This is a genomic window from Streptomyces colwelliae, assembly GCF_048158785.1.
In the GTDB taxonomy this organism is placed as follows: domain Bacteria; phylum Actinomycetota; class Actinomycetes; order Streptomycetales; family Streptomycetaceae; genus Streptomyces.
In genome coordinates, this window is sequence record NZ_JBLTJC010000272.1 from 1 (window position 1) to 14255 (window position 14255).

The following is a 14255-nucleotide window of genomic DNA, read 5'->3' on the forward strand; positions in this document are numbered from 1 at the left end:
TGCGGCACGCCGTCAGACTAAGTGCACAGGACAACGGGGCCTCCACCTTGGGGAGTACGCGGGACGTATACGGATCGATCCTCCGGTTGACCGGGACGGCGTCGGCTGCCACCGCCCACGAACTCGTCCGCCGAGCCGCTCCGCTGGTCACCGCGGTGGCCGACTCGGCGCCCTCGACGAAACGCGAGTACAGACCGAGGGCCTCGAGGGCGGCGCCCGGTCCGTCGGCGACCCGGCAGGCCGCGCTCAGGGCGCTGCGCAGCTGGCCCATGGCGCAGGCGGCCGCCAGACCGTGCCCGACGACGTCACCGACGGCGACCGCCATGCCGCCTTCGGGCAGGTCGACCAGGTCGTACCAGTCGCCGCAGACGTTCAGGGCGTCCACGGCGGGCCGGTAGCGGACGGCCGCCCGGTGGTGGCCGTCCGGTCGCGGCGGGGGCAGCATCGCAGCCTGAAGGGTCAGGGCCACCTCGCGCTCATGGGCGTGCGCCGTGCGCAGCCGCTCGTTGACCTCTTGCAGCTCACGGGCCCGGGTGTACAGCTCGGCCTCCAGCGCCCGGGCCCGTCTGCCGTCGACCCGGCCGCCGAAGGCCCGGACGAACTCGGTGACCTCCTCCACCCGGTGGACGATCATCGTCACTTCGCCGTCCGGGCCCCGGACGGGTGCGTTGACCGGGCTCCAGAAGTGCTCCACCCATCGGCCGGTCCCCTGGGGGTCCTCGATGTCGTAGCGGAGCAGGGCCATGGTGTCGCGTTCGCCGGTGGTCGCCGCGCGCCGCATCGACTCCCGGGTCTCGCGCATGCCGGCCGCCGCCGGGTCCTTGGGGTTCTCGGGGAAGACGTCGAAGATGTAGCGGCCGATCAGTTCCTCGCGCTTGCGTCCCGACAGGCGCTGGAAGTCCTCGTTGGCGTCGACGTAGACGAGGTCGGGGGTGAGCAGCGCCACCATGCCGGGCAGGGCGCGGAAGACCGCCGCGTAGTCGATCTCCGGATCCTGCATGGCCTGCCTGTTCGACGCCGAGGGGCACTGTGTCGTTCCACGATAGGAGGGATCTGGCCACAAAGCCCGGAAACGTCTCTTTTCGGTCCGATGAGCGGCCACGATGCCGCCGGCCGTCACCCGACCGAGTGGACTGCCCGCGGAGGCCGCCCCGGGCGGCCGCGCGATGGTATGGCTCGGCGCGCTGCCGCACCGTTCGTGATCAGGTCCCCGTCTCGCCGCCGACGTCTGTGGTGACCCGGCGGTAGGCGGCTCGGGCGTGGAGGAGACGGGCCAGGGCGGTGCCCACCAGGGCGGCGGTGAACAGGCAGCCGAGCCAGAGCGCGTCACGGTGTCCGGCCCAGGTGAGTGTGCCTGCGGGCTGGATGGCGAAGCCGTTGAGGAAGAGCCAGCACAGCAGCGCGGTGCCGGGGGCCGCGGTGAAACGGGCGCACAGACCGAGCAGGACGGAGAGCAGGGACAGCGCGGCCAGAGCGGGCGAGGGCCGGTCAGGACCCACCAGAGCGTTCAGCAGCGCCACCAGCACCAGCGCGCCACCGGATGCCGCGGCCCAGACCAACGGTGTGGCCACGGGCGAGGGGACGGGCCGTGCTCCGGTCCTGACAGGCACCCAATCGATCATGCCTGAGACTCCTCCCGGTCGTCCCGCCTCTCCTGGCGACGGGGAAGTCAGCGTGCCCGAGTCCGCGCCGCCGGTACAACCCCGCCCCCTGGCTCAGGTCCCGACCCGCACCGCCCGCTGCGACGGCTTCGCCGACCGTCGTTCGTAGAGGATCGGCCACAGAGTGATCAGGACGAGCAGCCAGACCACGGTCACGGTGTGCAGACGCGCGCCGAACGCCGCCAGGAGCAGCGGCAGTACGCAGCACGGGAGGGCCACGGACAGCAGCCACCGGCGTTCCCGGTCGGCCCGGCCGGTTCTCCGCAGAGCTCGGTCGCGGGGCCGGTGCGGTCGTGTCGTCGTCGCTCACCGCATCACCATGCCCACTCTCCCGGTGCGGAGAAGCGGAGACGGCGCGATCTCCTTCGGCCGCTCTGGCCGTCGCCCTGTCCGAGTGACGGCGTAGTTTGGCGTCCTCTGATCGCCCAGGTGATCATTCAGGGCATTGTGATCGGTTGAACTGCCTTGTGCCTCAAGGGAGTTCTACGCTGATGCGGTCATGGAAGCCATGAGTGTCGGGGCCCGTCTCGCATCGAGTGTCGTCGGCCCACTGGTGAAGAAGCTGTTCCGTACGGACGGTCCCGGGGCGGGGTTGGTCGACAGACCTGTTCGCATTTCCGGTCTGGTGTCGTTCCGCGGGGAGCTGCGGACCCTCACGGACGTCGAACTCCGCAAGATCGCGGAGGAGTTGGTCGAGCGCGCGGCGCTGTCGACCGGTGTCTCGGAACGACTTCCCAGTTTCGAGAAGCGTGCCGTGGTGAACGCCGTCACCCACTCGCTGTGCTTCATGGAGCACATCGACATGGACGACGTCCAGGCCGTTCAGCTCGGTCATCTGGAGTTGTCGCGGAGCCTCCGGTCGAGCAACCAGGCTGCCACGATCGGACTTTCGAGTGATGCGGTGCTGCTGCACGCGCAGGTGGTGGACACCGCCTGCCTGCACATCCTCCATTTCTTCACCACGAGGTCGACCTTCGTGCCCCGCACCCTCGTCGAGCAGAGCCGCCGCATCGAGGAGCTGTCGTCGAAGATCGACACCTTGATCATGCGGACGCCGTCTCCCGCGGACGGTGGTTTCGAGGCGCGCTATGCGAGCTACATCTCCACCAAGCACGGCAAGTTGACCATCTTCGGCCTCGATCTGGCCACGGCGTCGGCGGCGTGGCCGCTGGACGCCGCCTACCTGAGCCTGGAGGCCACGGGGACCGCGGCCGGGGGGAAGATGCCGCTCACGATGCCGGCGGAACACGTCCTGGCCGGGCGCGCCCGGGTCCTGCTGCGGGGAGTCGCGGGATCGGGGAAGACCACGCTTGTGCAGTGGCTGGCGGTGAGTGCCGCCCGCAGCGACGTCGACGAGCATCTCCTGTACCTGCACGGACTGGTGCCGTTCGTGCTGCCCATGCGTTCCCTGACGCGCGCCGGAGCGCGACTGCCGGCCCCGGACGAGTTCCTCTCGGCGGTGGGGTGCCCGATCGCGCACGCCCAGCCCACGGGCTGGTACGACCGTGTGCTGACCGCCGGGCGCGGCCTCATGCTCATCGACGGCATCGACGAGATGCCCGAGGAAGAACGTGAGGAGGCCCGCAACTGGCTGCGGGACCTTGTCGGTTCGTACCCGAAGAACCACTGGCTCGTCACGTCGCGTCCCTCGGCGGTGCAGGAGAACTGGCTGGCGAGCGAGAAGTTCACGGAACTGGACCTGGCTCCCATGAGCCGTGACGACGTCGCCGCGTTCATCAAACGCTGGCACAAGGCGGCCGGCAGTGCCGATGCCTACGGAAAGGAACTCCTCTACGCGGTAAGGGCCAAACAGGAACTCGACCGGCTGGCGACGAACCCGCTGATGTGCGCTCTCATCTGCGCGCTCCACCGCGACCGCAGGGGCTATCTGCCCGACGGACGCAAGGAACTCTACGACGCGGCCCTGTCGATGCTGCTGTCACGGAGGGACCGCGAGCGCGGTATCTACAAGACGGGCGACACGCGGATCGGTGAGACGCACCAGGTACAGCTGATCCAGAAACTCGCGTACTGGCTGATCCGCAACGGCCGTTCGGAGATGGACGCCAAGGACGTCGTGGATCTCCTGTCCCAGGCGTTGACGTCGATGCCCCGCGTCGCCGAGCAGGGCACGGCGCGACAGATCTACCATCACCTGCTGGTCCGGAGCGGGCTGCTCATCGAACCGGTCGAGGGCACCATGCAGTTCATCCACCGCACCTTTCAGGACTACCTCGGTGCCAGGGCCGCCGTGGAGAGTCTCGACTTCGACTTCCTCGGTGGGAACGCCCATCTCGACCAGTGGGAGGACGTCGTCCGCATGGCCGTCGCGCACGCGCGCCCCGCGGAGCGAACGCGGCTGCTCACCGGGCTGATCGAACGCGGTGACTCCTCCAAGGACACCCGGTACCGTCTCCATCTGCTCGCCGCGGCCTGTCTGGACGACGCCACCGAACTCGACCCCGAGGTGCGGACCGAAGTCCAGCGCCGTGCCGAGAAACTCATCCCGCCGCGCTCGGTGGACCAGGCACGCGCGCTCGCGGACGTCGGTCCGGTGGTGCTGGAACTTCTGCCGGGGCCCGAGGGCCTGACGCCCGACGAGGCGTACTTCACCGTTCTCGCGGCAGTCCGGATCGGCACCGATGCCGCCATCCCGGTACTGACGCGTTTCCGGGCCGCGGAGGAGAAGCGGGTACGTGCCGAACTCGCCCTCGCCTGGGCCCGGTTCGACACCGATCGGTACGCCGAGGAGGTCATCGCGGATCTGAACGAGGACGACTGCCTCTACTTCGTCGTCTCGAGCAGCCGGGAACTGCGAACCCTGCGCCGTTTCGGCGGCAGATCCTACTTGCGGATCACATCGCCTCTCGGTGTCGAGGAGATTCGGAGCCACTGTGTGCCGGACCGCCTGGTAGGGCTGTGCATCGCGGCGGACATGCGCTGTTCCTGGGAATGGCTCGACATGTTCCCCCGTCTCGTCGAGCTGACATTGGAAACCCCTCTCCCTGAGGTGGACGTCAGTTCGCTGAAGGATGTGCTCTCCCTGCGCGTTCTTCGGGTGCCGGCCACGGTGAGAACGGTCGGTGACGACGTACTGCCGCCCACCCTGAGGATCATCCGCACGGGCTGAAGTGCCGCCCGGGCTGTTCCGCGGCGCCGATGCGGTTGATCCGGTTCATCCGGTTGATCACGACGGTCGCCGCGAGCGACCCGAGCAACGGGGCGAGCAGATAGACGGGCAGGAGCGAGGGCGCCCCGGCGAACACCGTTGGCCCGAACTCCCGTGCCGGGTTGGCGATTCCGCCCGACAGGGTGCCGAAGGCGATGATCTGGGCGGCGATCATCGTGCCGACCGCCCAGGGGGTGAAGGGGCCGAGCCGGCGGCTGGAGACGCCGATTCCGGCGACGGCGACGATGACGAACATCGTGGCGGTCTCGACCAGGGCGACGGCGGCCCAACTCCAGCCGGGAGCAGGCCTGATGACGGCGAAGTCCACGGCGGGGGAGGCGAACACCGGGCCCCAGACCAGTCGTCCGGCCGCGATGCCGAGCAGCGATCCGACCAGTTGACCGGCGATGAACGGCGCGACATCGCGGCCCGGGGTACGGCCGTAGCGCCACATCGCGAGGGTGATCGCCGGATTGATGTGGCCGCCGGTCACCTTGCCCCAGGGGGAGAGCATGACGGCGGTGACCGTGTAGCCGGAGAGGGGGGCCACCGCGAGCAGTCTGGCCGCCGGGGTGTTCCACCAGCCGCCGGACGCCGGGTCGATGGTGCCCAGCAGCCAGCGGACCGTGGTGGCCACGACGAACAACATCAGTGTGGTCAGGGCCAGTTCGAGGAGTGCGGAGCGCAGCGTGCGCCGCCATGCGAGGTCCCCGGTCACAGCGGCTTCGTCCACGAGGCGTCGGAGCGGGTCAGTACGAACGCGGTGACGGAGGCCGCCACCAGAAGCACCGCGGCGAACAGCAGGGGCAGTGCCCGGCCGCTGTGCTCGACCGCGACGGCACCGGCCAGACCGCCGGCGAACATCGCCGCGGCGGAGAGCAGCCGACGGCCGCCCTTGCCGCCCTTGCCGCCCGCGAGGCGGCTGTCCGCGGCGACTCCGGTGATGGTGAGCGTCAGCACGGTCGTGGTCAGGTCGGGTACGGCCAGGGCGCGGGCGGTGGCGTTCTGCACGCCCATCGCCAGGCCGAGGAGTGCGATCAGGGCGTACTGGACGACGCTGCTCACGTGCGCGGTGTCGGCGACCTGGGCGATCACGTAAGCGGCCAGGACCAGGGTCGTCTCCAGCAGCAGCGCCAGGTGCAGGACCCGTCCCCGGTGGGCGCCGGCGCCGTGCGCGAGCCGTCCGCCGAGCAGGGCGCCCGCCGCGAACGCGGCCAGTGCCGCAAGGGAGGCGGCCAGGGAGAAGCCCGCCGCGCCGGCGATCGCGAAGCCGGAGAAGACGACGTTGCCGGTCATGTTGGCGACGAAGACATGGCCCAGGACGAGATAGCTGAAGGCGTCCACGAGCCCGGTCACCACCGTGAGCGCGAGCATCAGGGGAGGGAGCGGGCCGTGCCGGCCCTCCATGTCGGGGACGACCGTGGTCCACGCGTCCCGCAGTACGGCAGACATGGCATTGCTCCCATTCGCTGGCGGACTGCCGGTCTTCCGGCTTCCTCCTCCGAGCGTCGTGCCATGGGAGCGGTACGTCCAACATATGGATGCGGGCGCAGCGATCGGTGAGGGCGATCGATCGCCCGGACCCGTCGGTCTGCGATCGCGTGATCGCCCAGACCCGTTCAGTCCCTGATCGCGTGCCGTTCCACCACTTCGAGGAACGCCGCCGCGGCCGGTGCCAGCCGCTTGCTGTCGTGGACCGCGCAGATCGTGTGCACCGCCGCCTCGTCCGCGATACGCAGCGCGCGGGCGCCATACGGCAGGACGTCCCGGAGGCTCGCGCCCGGCGCGGAGTCGTCGAACACCGACGAGCGCGGTACGACGGTCACGCCGATGCCCCGTGCCGCCAGCCGGATCATGTCCTGTATCTGACCGACCTGGAAGTGCTGGCCGGGTTCCACCCCGGCGCGGGCGAACGCGGCCTCCACCTGGCGGCGCAGGCCGCTGCCCCGGGTGAACTGGATGAGCTGGTGGCTCTCCGGCAGATCGGCCAGGTCGACGACCTCGCGGTCGGCCAGCGCGTGGTCGGCGGGCACGATCAGGACGAGGGGGTCGGCCGCCAGGACCTGGTGGTCGAGCCCGTCCGGGATCTGCCGCGGGCCGAGGCCGACGACCGCGATGTCGAGGTCCCCGGCCAGGACCGCGGCGGCCATCTCCGCGCTGGGCGCGTTGGTCACATGGAAGTCGATGCCGGGGTAGCGGGCGTGGTAGTCGGCCATCACCTCGACCAGGTCGACGGAGGAGGCCCGCGTCTGGACGAGGCCGAGGCGCAGCCGCCCGCGCCGCAGTCCGGACAGGGCGTCGAGCGCGGCCCGGGCGGTGTCGACGTCGGCGAGGATGCGGCGGGCCAGCGGTTCGAGGAGCTCCCCGGCCGCCGTCAGCCGTACGGAACGGCTGGTGCGGCTGAACAACCGGGCGCCCACGTCCTTCTCCAGCCGGGCGATCTGCTGGCTCAGGGCGGACTGCGCGACATAGCAACTGGCCGCCGCCTGCGTGAAGTTGCGGGTCTCGGCGACGGCGAGGAAGTACTTCAGGTGGCGCAGATCCATTGCCGCCCACCCCGTTTCCACGATCTGTGATGGCGATTGATTCGAGCAGAACCATGTGTTGGACCGATCCATTGTCGCAGACCTAGCGTCGGGGGTGTCGCCGGACGACCGACCCCTCGCCTCCCCCCGCTCCAAGGAGCCTCCATGTCCAGCAGCACCATGCCCGTGGGTGGCATACGCCCCTACGACGGGGTCCAGCACCCCGCCCAGCTCGTCGTCCGCAACGCCCGCGTCCACACCGGCGACCCCGCCCGCCCGGCCGCGTCCGCCGTGGCGATCACCGACGGTGTCTTCACCGCCGTAGGAGATGACGCGACCGTCGCCCCGCACATCGGACCGGCCACGCGCGTCGTGGACGCGCTCGGCCGACGCGTGATCCCCGGGCTCAACGACTCCCATCTGCACGTCATCCGGGGCGGGTTGAACTATCTGCTCGAACTGCGCTGGGACGGCGTACGGTCGCTGCGCACCGCGCTGCGGATGCTGCGGGAGCAGGCCGAGCGGACGCCAACGGGGCAGTGGGTGCGGGTGGTTGGCGGCTGGACGGGGGAGCAGTTCGCGGAGAAGCGGCTGCCGACCGTGTCCGAGTTGAACGCCGCCGCCCCCGACACCCCTGTGTTCGTCCTGCACTTGTACCAGTCGGCGATCCTCAACCGGGCCGCGCTGGAGGCCGTCGGCTTCACGCGTGACTCCCCGAACCCGCCCGGCGGCGAGATCGTCCGCGACTTCGCGGGCAACCCCACCGGTGTGCTGCTCGCCGCGCCCGCCGCCGGGCTCCTCTACTCCACCCTCGCCAAGGGACCGATCCTCGCCCCCGAGGACCAACTCGGCTCCACCCGGCACTACTTGCGCGAGCTGAACCGCTTCGGCATCACCAGCGCCATCGACGCGGCAGGCGGTTTCCAGAACTTCCCCGACAACTACGCGGCCGTCACCGAGCTGGCGGAACGCGGCGAGTTGACCGTCCGCATCGCCTACCACCTCTTCCCGCAGACCGCCGGGCAGGAACTCGACGACCTGCGCCGCTGGATCGGCATGGTCAGCCCGGGCGACGGCGACGAATGGCTGCGCTGCAACGGCGCCGGCGAGAACCTCGCCTGGTCCCCGGCCGACTTCGAGAACTTCGCCGAGCCCCGCCCCCAACTCACCGCCCGCGCAAGGGAAGACCTCGAAGCGGCGGCCCGACTCCTGCTCGACAACGGCTGGGGATTCCGGCTCCACGCCACCTACGACGAGACCATCCGCCAGGACCTCGACGTCTTCGAGAAGATCGCCGCGGACGGCGGATTCCCGGACGGGACACGGTGGTTGTTCGACCACGCCGAGACCGTCAGCCAGAGCAGTCTGGACCGGATCAAGGCCCTCGGCGGCGCCGTCTCCGTCCAGAACCGCATGATGTTCCAGGGCAAGGCCTTCATCGACCGCTACGGCGCCGAGCGCGCCGCGACCGCGCCCCCGATCCGCGCCATGCGCGACACCGGCCTGCTGGTCGCCGCCGGCACCGACGCCACCCGCGTCTCCAGCTACAACCCGTGGCTGTCCCTGTCCTGGCTGGTCACCGGTCGTACCGTCGGCGACACCCTCCTCTACCCGGCCGAGAACCGCGTGGACCGGTCCACCGCCCTGGAGATGTACACCAGCGCGGGCGCCCACCTCACCGACGAGGCCGACGTGAAGGGCACCATCACCGAGGGCAAGTACGGCGACCTGGCCGTCCTGTCCGCCGACTACTTCTCCGTCGCCGACGAGGACATCGACCGGATCGAGGCCCTGCTCACCGTGGCCGGCGGCAAGGTCGTGCACGCGGTCGGCGACTACGAGAACATCGCCGCCCCGCTCCCGGAGATCAGCCCGGCCTGGAGCCCGGTCGCCCGCTTCGGCGGATTCCAGGCCGCGTCGGAGGTCCCCGGCGCACGGCAGGCCCGCGCCTTCACCGAGGCCGCCGCGGACTCCGAGGAGCAGCGCGCCTGGCGTGCACGCCGCGGCGATCTCGACCGCGTCCCGCACCAGGCCGGCGGCGCGCTCGACCCGCTGGACGGCTGCTTCTGACCGGCCGTTGGACCGGTCCCACGGCGGGCCCGTTTTTACGGCAGCTCGGTGGCCCGCCCCGCACTGAGCTGCCGTACCTTCTTCCTCGACCGCCCACTTCGCCCCGGGAGCCGCAGCATGAGCGCGAGTACGACGACGGGGAAGACGGCGCGGTCCGCCTCGGCCTGGGCGCCGTTGGGCCGGCCGGTGTTCCGGGCGCTGTGGATCGCCCAGTTCGTGTCGAACATCGGCACCTGGATGCAGACGGTCGGCGCGCAGTGGCTGCTGCTCGGGCACGGGGCGACCATGGTGACGCTGGTCCAGACGGCGTCGAGTCTGCCGATCGTGCTGCTGGCCCTGCCCTCGGGTGTGCTCGCGGACCGGTTCGACCGGCGGGGGCTGCTGCTCGTCGCGCAGGTCGCGATGTTCGCCGTGTCCGCGGTGCTGACCGTGCTGGCCTTCGCGGACGAGCTGTCCGCCGTACCCCTGCTGGCCCTCACCTTCCTCCTCGGCTGCGGGACCGCCCTGATGGGGCCGTCGTGGCAGGCCATCCAGCCGGAGCTGGTGGAGCGGGAGCAGCTGGGGCAGGCGTCCGCGCTGGGCGCGGTGAACATGAACCTCGCGCGTGCGGTCGGCCCGGCGCTCGGCGGTGTCGTGGTCGCGGCGGCCGGCGCGGGCTGGGTGTTCGGCTTCAACGCGGTGTCGTTCCTCGGGATCGCCGCCGTACTGCTGCTGTGGCACCGCCCGAGGACCACCGTCCCCGCCGCCGAGCGGGAACGGCTCCTGACCGCGCTGTACGCAGGCCGCCGCTACGTTTGGAACGCTCCAGGCATCCGCCGCGTCCTGTTGCGCACCGCCCTGTTCATCCCTGGCGCGGCGGCCCTGTGGTCCCTGCTCCCGCTGATCGCCGCCGACTCGCTCGGACTGGGGTCGGGCGGTTACGGCCTGCTGCTCGGCGCGGTCGGGGGCGGCGCGGTGGCGGGCGCGTTCGCGCTGCCGTGGCTGCGCCAACACCTGGGTATCAACGGCATCTTGGCGACCGGCGCCCTCATGTTCGCCCTCGTCCTGCTGGTCCTCGCCACCGTGCACGTCACCTGGGTCGCGGTCCTCGCGCTGCTGCCCGCCGGAGTGGCCTGGATCGGCGTCCTGTCCACCCTCAACGCGGCGATGCAGACCCGGCTGCCCGGCTGGGTCAGGGCCCGCGGACTCGCCGTCTACCTGCTGGTCTTCCAGGGCGGCCAGGCCGTCGCCGCCCCGGTGTGGGGCGCCCTGGTGCAGTGGCTGGGCCTCACCACGGCCCTCCTCATCGGCACCGCCGCCATGCTGCTGAGCGCGCTGAGTCTCCACCGATGGCGGCTCTACGGCATGGAGGGCATCGATCCCGCGCTGTCCGACCACTGGCCGGTCCCGCCGCTGGTCTTCGTGCCCGGCCCCTCCGACGGCCCGGTGCTGGTCTCCGTCGTCTATCGCGTCGCGCCGGACGACAGGGCCGCGTTCATCGAGGCCATGGACAACGTCGCCCGCTCCCGGCGCCGGACCGGCGCCCTCACCTGGGGCCTCTTCCAGGACGGCAACGAACCCGGCCGGTTCATCGAGAACTACCTCGTCGGTTCCTGGGCCGAGCACCTCGCCCAGCACCACAACCGCCTCACCGCGACCGACCGCGGCTTCGAGGACCGTGCCCGCGCGCTGCTCCTGCCCGGCACAGCCCCCGAAGTGACCCATGCCTTCGACGCCGCTGTTGGACCGGTCCTGCCCACCTCGGAGAAAGCCTCCTGAAGACCTGAAGGTGGGTGCCGCACACCCAGGAGAGGTGTGGCCTGGTTATCTCCGCGCGGGAACGCGACGGTGGAGCCATGAACGCGAACGCAGCACCGCACCCCTTCGTCGGCATGTGGGTCACCGCGGACGGCCACATCCGGCAGGAACTCCTCCCGAACGGCCGCTACGACGAGGCCCGCGGGAACCGGCCGAGCGCCTACACCGGCAGCTACACCGTCACCGGCAACCACATCGACTACGTCGACGACACCGGCTTCACCGCCACCGGTGACGTCCGGGACGGTGTGCTCTTCCACGAGCACCTCGTCCTGTACCGCGCGTAACCCGGCACGGACCTGGACGGCTTCGAACTGATCGTCGTCGCGGCCGCCACGCGGACGCGGATCGAATCTTGCACCACACGTCACCACACGTCACCACACGTCACCCGATGGATCCGACGTCATCCGGAAAAGGGGCTCTCATGAACATCGACGACACCACCAGCGCCGGCCTTCTCGACCAACTCCGACGTCAGGCAGCCGATTCGCGTCGCCGGATCCTGTTCACCGGCGCGACCATCGTCACGATGGACCCGGAACTGGGCACCCTGCGGGGCGACTTGCTCGTCGAGGGCGACACCATCGCCGCGATCGGGCCTGACCTCCAGGCAGACGGCGCGGTGGTCGTCGACGCTTCGGGAACCATCCTGGCGCCCGGTCTCGTCGACACCCACCGGCACGCCTGGGAGGCCCAGTTGCGCCGGATCATGCCCGACGTCGACGACCTCGGCGGCTATGTGACGGCCACGCTCGCCGGGTACGCCACCGTCTACCGGCCCGAGGACATGTACATCGGCACCAGACTCGCGGCGCTCACCGCGCTCGACAGCGGCATCACCACCATGCTCGACTTCTCGCACAACTCCCGTACCCGCGAACACTCCGACGCGGCGATCGAGGCGCTACGCGACACCGGCATCCGAGGCGTCCACGCTTCCATGGGCCCGCACTTCGGCGACTGGGACCGTCAGTGGCCTGCCGACCTGAACCGTCTCAAGGACCAGTACTTCAGCAGCGACGACCAGCTCCTCACCCTCCGCCTGGCGACCCTGGCCACCGACGAGATCGCCGGGCCCGCCCTCGCCTACGGCCCCGAACTCGCGCGTACCGCAGCCGACTTGGGCATCGGTGTCAGCGTCGACGCGGTCTTCGGCACCTCCGGATCGGAGGCCGTGCTGTCCTGGGCCGAGCGGGGCATCCTCGGTCCCGACGTCACGCTGATCCACGCCACGGGTCTGACCACCGAAGCGTGGAAGGCGATGGGGGAGTCCGGTACGACGGTCGCGCTGGCCCCCACCTCCGACGCGCAGATCGGCCTGGAGACGGCGATCCCCGCGGTGGACGAGGCGCTCGCCGTCGGCATCCGGCCCGGCTTGAGCATCGACGTCGAAGTCGCCCTCGCCAGCGACCTGTTCACCCAGATGCGGGCCCTGCTCGCGATCCAGCGGATGCGTGCCGTCAACGCCGCCTACGGCACCGGCGGCGAGCTCTCCCGCATCACCGCGTACGACGTCCTCGACTTCGCCACTCTCCAGGGCGCCCGGACCAACGGGCTCGGCGACGTCACCGGTTCCCTCACTGTCGGCAAGAAGGCGGACCTGCTGGTCGTCCAGGCCGAGGATCTCAACAACATGCCCCTCAACGACCCGATCGGGACACTGGTGTCGGGCTCCGACGCGCGCAACATCACCGCTGTGTTCGTCGACGGGCAGCCGCGCAAGTGGGACGGGCGCGTGCTCGACGTGAATCTTTCCGAACTGCGTGCCGGGGTCGCCGCCTCCCGTGACCGCGTGCTCAACACGCCAGCGAAGTGAGGGGAGTTGATGCGGCGGGCACCTGAGCCCGAGGGTGCCCGCCGCATCAGTGCCGTGAGTGGATCAGATGAGTCGGTCGGATCAGTTGGATCAGTTGGAGAACCAGGGGTTCCCGCCGCCCAGCGACCACACCGAGACCTTGGTGACGCCGAGGCCCTTGAGGACCGCGAGCTTGCGGTCCATGGCGACGCTGTCGACGTAGTCGTAGAGGACGCCGCCGGAGACCCAGCGGATCTCGCCGGAGGAGGCGTCCCGGCGGCTTTCTACGGTGGCCGGGTCGCTGGAGAAGCCGGGGCTCTGCTTCATGGCGCTGAACTGGATGTTGCCGGTCACGGAGTTGAGGTCGCAGGGGTCGGGCGCGCTGTAGCCGTAGGACGGGAGACCGATGATCAGGTGGTCGGGGTCGGTGACCTTGCTCTGCGCGTAGGTGGTGACGTTCTTCAGCCAGTCGTAGGGGCTGATGGGCAGGCAGCGGTCGCCGGACGCGGTGTCGAACTCCTCGTCGTACGCCATGATCACCAGGTCGTCGACGCCGGTGGCGAGCACGGACGCGTAGTCGTAGAAGGAGGCGTCCTCGGTCATCGCGGGCGCGTCGACCTGGAGCCGCTTGCCGCTCGCGTGCAGGGCGGTGGCCAACTGCCCCAGGAACGTCTTGTAGTTGGTGAAGTCGGCGGTGCTCCAGGACCAGTAGTCCTCCAGGTCGACGTCGACGCCGCTGAGCCCGGCGTCGTTGACGAGGGAGGTGACCTTGGAGACGGCCGCCGTACGGGTGCTCTTGCTCCTGACCAGGGCGTGGACGGCGGTGGTGGTCATGCCGGAGAGCGTCGGGTACTGGTTCGTGGAGTGCGCCTTCAGGTCGGCGACGTTGGCGGCGCTGTAGGTGTTGCACAGCCCGTCCGCGGTGGTCTCCAGGGTGACCGATCCGTCGTCGCCGACCGTCCAGTACTCGGGGTTGAGCGCGCCGTCCTGCACCCGGCCGTCGGCGTACTCGCTGGGCGCGCTGCACTGGGAGTCGCCGGCCGACCCGGGGTAGAGCCAGGTCTGGAGCTGGACGCCCGAGGTGGCGGAGGCGGCGGTGGTCGCGGAGGCGGAGGCGGTGGTGTCGGCCGGGACCGAGGCGGTACAGGCGAGCAGCGTGGTGACCGTGCAGGCCACGACGCCGCTCACGGTCAGGGCATGGCGAAACATGAGCGGTCCTTTCGGGTGGGGAGGGG

At 70.4% G+C, this 14255-nt stretch carries 12 protein-coding genes; 5 read left to right on the forward strand and 7 right to left on the reverse strand.

The window, feature by feature from the left end:
• From ACNFOC_RS38375 to ACNFOC_RS38385, 3 genes are all read right to left on the reverse strand, one after another.
• On the reverse strand, positions 1-1000 hold a 1000-nt coding region (locus ACNFOC_RS38375), incomplete at its 3' end, for a PP2C family protein-serine/threonine phosphatase (protein ID WP_416963641.1).
• A gap of 202 nt (positions 1001-1202) precedes the next feature.
• Positions 1203-1622, reverse strand: a complete 420-nt coding sequence (locus ACNFOC_RS38380) for a hypothetical protein (protein ID WP_416963642.1) — start codon at positions 1620-1622, stop codon at positions 1203-1205.
• A gap of 93 nt (positions 1623-1715) precedes the next feature.
• The gene (locus tag ACNFOC_RS38385) at positions 1716-1880 is read right to left on the reverse strand and encodes a hypothetical protein (protein ID WP_416963643.1); all 165 of its coding nucleotides are present in this window, start codon (positions 1878-1880) and stop codon (positions 1716-1718) included.
• A 280-nt stretch (positions 1881-2160) separates the two neighbouring features.
• On the opposite strand from ACNFOC_RS38385, the gene ACNFOC_RS38390 reads away from it, so the two are divergent.
• On the forward strand, positions 2161-4791 hold the full coding sequence (locus tag ACNFOC_RS38390) for an NACHT domain-containing protein (protein WP_416963644.1): 2631 nt from the start codon (positions 2161-2163) through the stop codon (positions 4789-4791).
• Here the strand turns inward: ACNFOC_RS38390 and ACNFOC_RS38395 are convergent.
• The 3 genes from ACNFOC_RS38395 to ACNFOC_RS38405 all read right to left on the reverse strand — a co-directional run bounded on the left by ACNFOC_RS38395 (position 4775) and on the right by ACNFOC_RS38405 (position 7376).
• Positions 4775-5548, reverse strand: a complete 774-nt coding sequence (locus ACNFOC_RS38395; protein WP_416963645.1) for an MIP/aquaporin family protein — start codon at positions 5546-5548, stop codon at positions 4775-4777. The genes ACNFOC_RS38390 and ACNFOC_RS38395 overlap by 17 nt on opposite strands.
• Entirely contained in the window at positions 5545-6282 is a 738-nt protein-coding gene (locus ACNFOC_RS38400; RefSeq protein WP_416963646.1) for a YoaK family protein, read from the reverse strand. Before ACNFOC_RS38400 ends, ACNFOC_RS38395 begins: the two co-directional genes overlap by 4 nt.
• A 167-nt stretch (positions 6283-6449) precedes the next feature.
• Positions 6450-7376 carry a LysR family transcriptional regulator gene (locus tag ACNFOC_RS38405; protein WP_416963647.1) on the reverse strand — a complete coding sequence of 309 codons (927 nt, stop codon included), beginning with the start codon at positions 7374-7376 and terminating at the stop codon, positions 6450-6452.
• A gap of 144 nt (positions 7377-7520) precedes the next feature.
• Between ACNFOC_RS38405 and ACNFOC_RS38410 the strand changes: the two genes are divergently transcribed.
• The 4 genes from ACNFOC_RS38410 to ACNFOC_RS38425 all read left to right on the forward strand — a co-directional run bounded on the left by ACNFOC_RS38410 (position 7521) and on the right by ACNFOC_RS38425 (position 13041).
• On the forward strand, positions 7521-9425 hold the full coding sequence (locus ACNFOC_RS38410) for an amidohydrolase (protein WP_416963648.1): 1905 nt from the start codon (positions 7521-7523) through the stop codon (positions 9423-9425).
• Between the two features lie 117 nt (positions 9426-9542).
• Complete coding sequence (locus tag ACNFOC_RS38415) at positions 9543-11183, forward strand: MFS transporter (protein WP_416963649.1); 1641 nt, start codon at positions 9543-9545, stop codon at positions 11181-11183.
• Between the two features lie 77 nt (positions 11184-11260).
• Positions 11261-11509 (forward strand): Atu4866 domain-containing protein, encoded by a 249-nt coding sequence (locus tag ACNFOC_RS38420; protein WP_416963650.1) that lies wholly within the window; start codon positions 11261-11263, stop codon positions 11507-11509.
• A 140-nt stretch (positions 11510-11649) separates the two neighbouring features.
• Complete coding sequence (locus ACNFOC_RS38425) at positions 11650-13041, forward strand: amidohydrolase family protein (RefSeq protein WP_416963651.1); 1392 nt, start codon at positions 11650-11652, stop codon at positions 13039-13041.
• Between the two features lie 90 nt (positions 13042-13131).
• Here ACNFOC_RS38425 and ACNFOC_RS38430 read toward each other — a convergent pair.
• The coding region (locus ACNFOC_RS38430) for a glycosyl hydrolase family 18 protein (RefSeq protein ID WP_416963652.1) at positions 13132-14255 on the reverse strand (1124 nt) is incomplete at its 5' end.

What these genes read in the sequence shown, in the direction of transcription:
- ACNFOC_RS38380 (WP_416963642.1), bottom strand. Translation starts at nt 1,622, where the DNA reads ATGATCGATTGGGTGCCTGTCAGGACCGGAGCACGGCCCGTCCCCTCG.
- ACNFOC_RS38390 (WP_416963644.1), top strand. Translation starts at nt 2,161, where the DNA reads ATGGAAGCCATGAGTGTCGGGGCCCGTCTCGCATCGAGTGTCGTCGGC.
- ACNFOC_RS38400 (WP_416963646.1), bottom strand. Translation starts at nt 6,282, where the DNA reads ATGTCTGCCGTACTGCGGGACGCGTGGACCACGGTCGTCCCCGACATG.
- ACNFOC_RS38405 (WP_416963647.1), bottom strand. Translation starts at nt 7,376, where the DNA reads ATGGATCTGCGCCACCTGAAGTACTTCCTCGCCGTCGCCGAGACCCGC.
- ACNFOC_RS38410 (WP_416963648.1), top strand. Translation starts at nt 7,521, where the DNA reads ATGTCCAGCAGCACCATGCCCGTGGGTGGCATACGCCCCTACGACGGG.
- ACNFOC_RS38415 (WP_416963649.1), top strand. Translation starts at nt 9,543, where the DNA reads ATGAGCGCGAGTACGACGACGGGGAAGACGGCGCGGTCCGCCTCGGCC.
- ACNFOC_RS38420 (WP_416963650.1), top strand. Translation starts at nt 11,261, where the DNA reads ATGAACGCGAACGCAGCACCGCACCCCTTCGTCGGCATGTGGGTCACC.
- ACNFOC_RS38425 (WP_416963651.1), top strand. Translation starts at nt 11,650, where the DNA reads ATGAACATCGACGACACCACCAGCGCCGGCCTTCTCGACCAACTCCGA.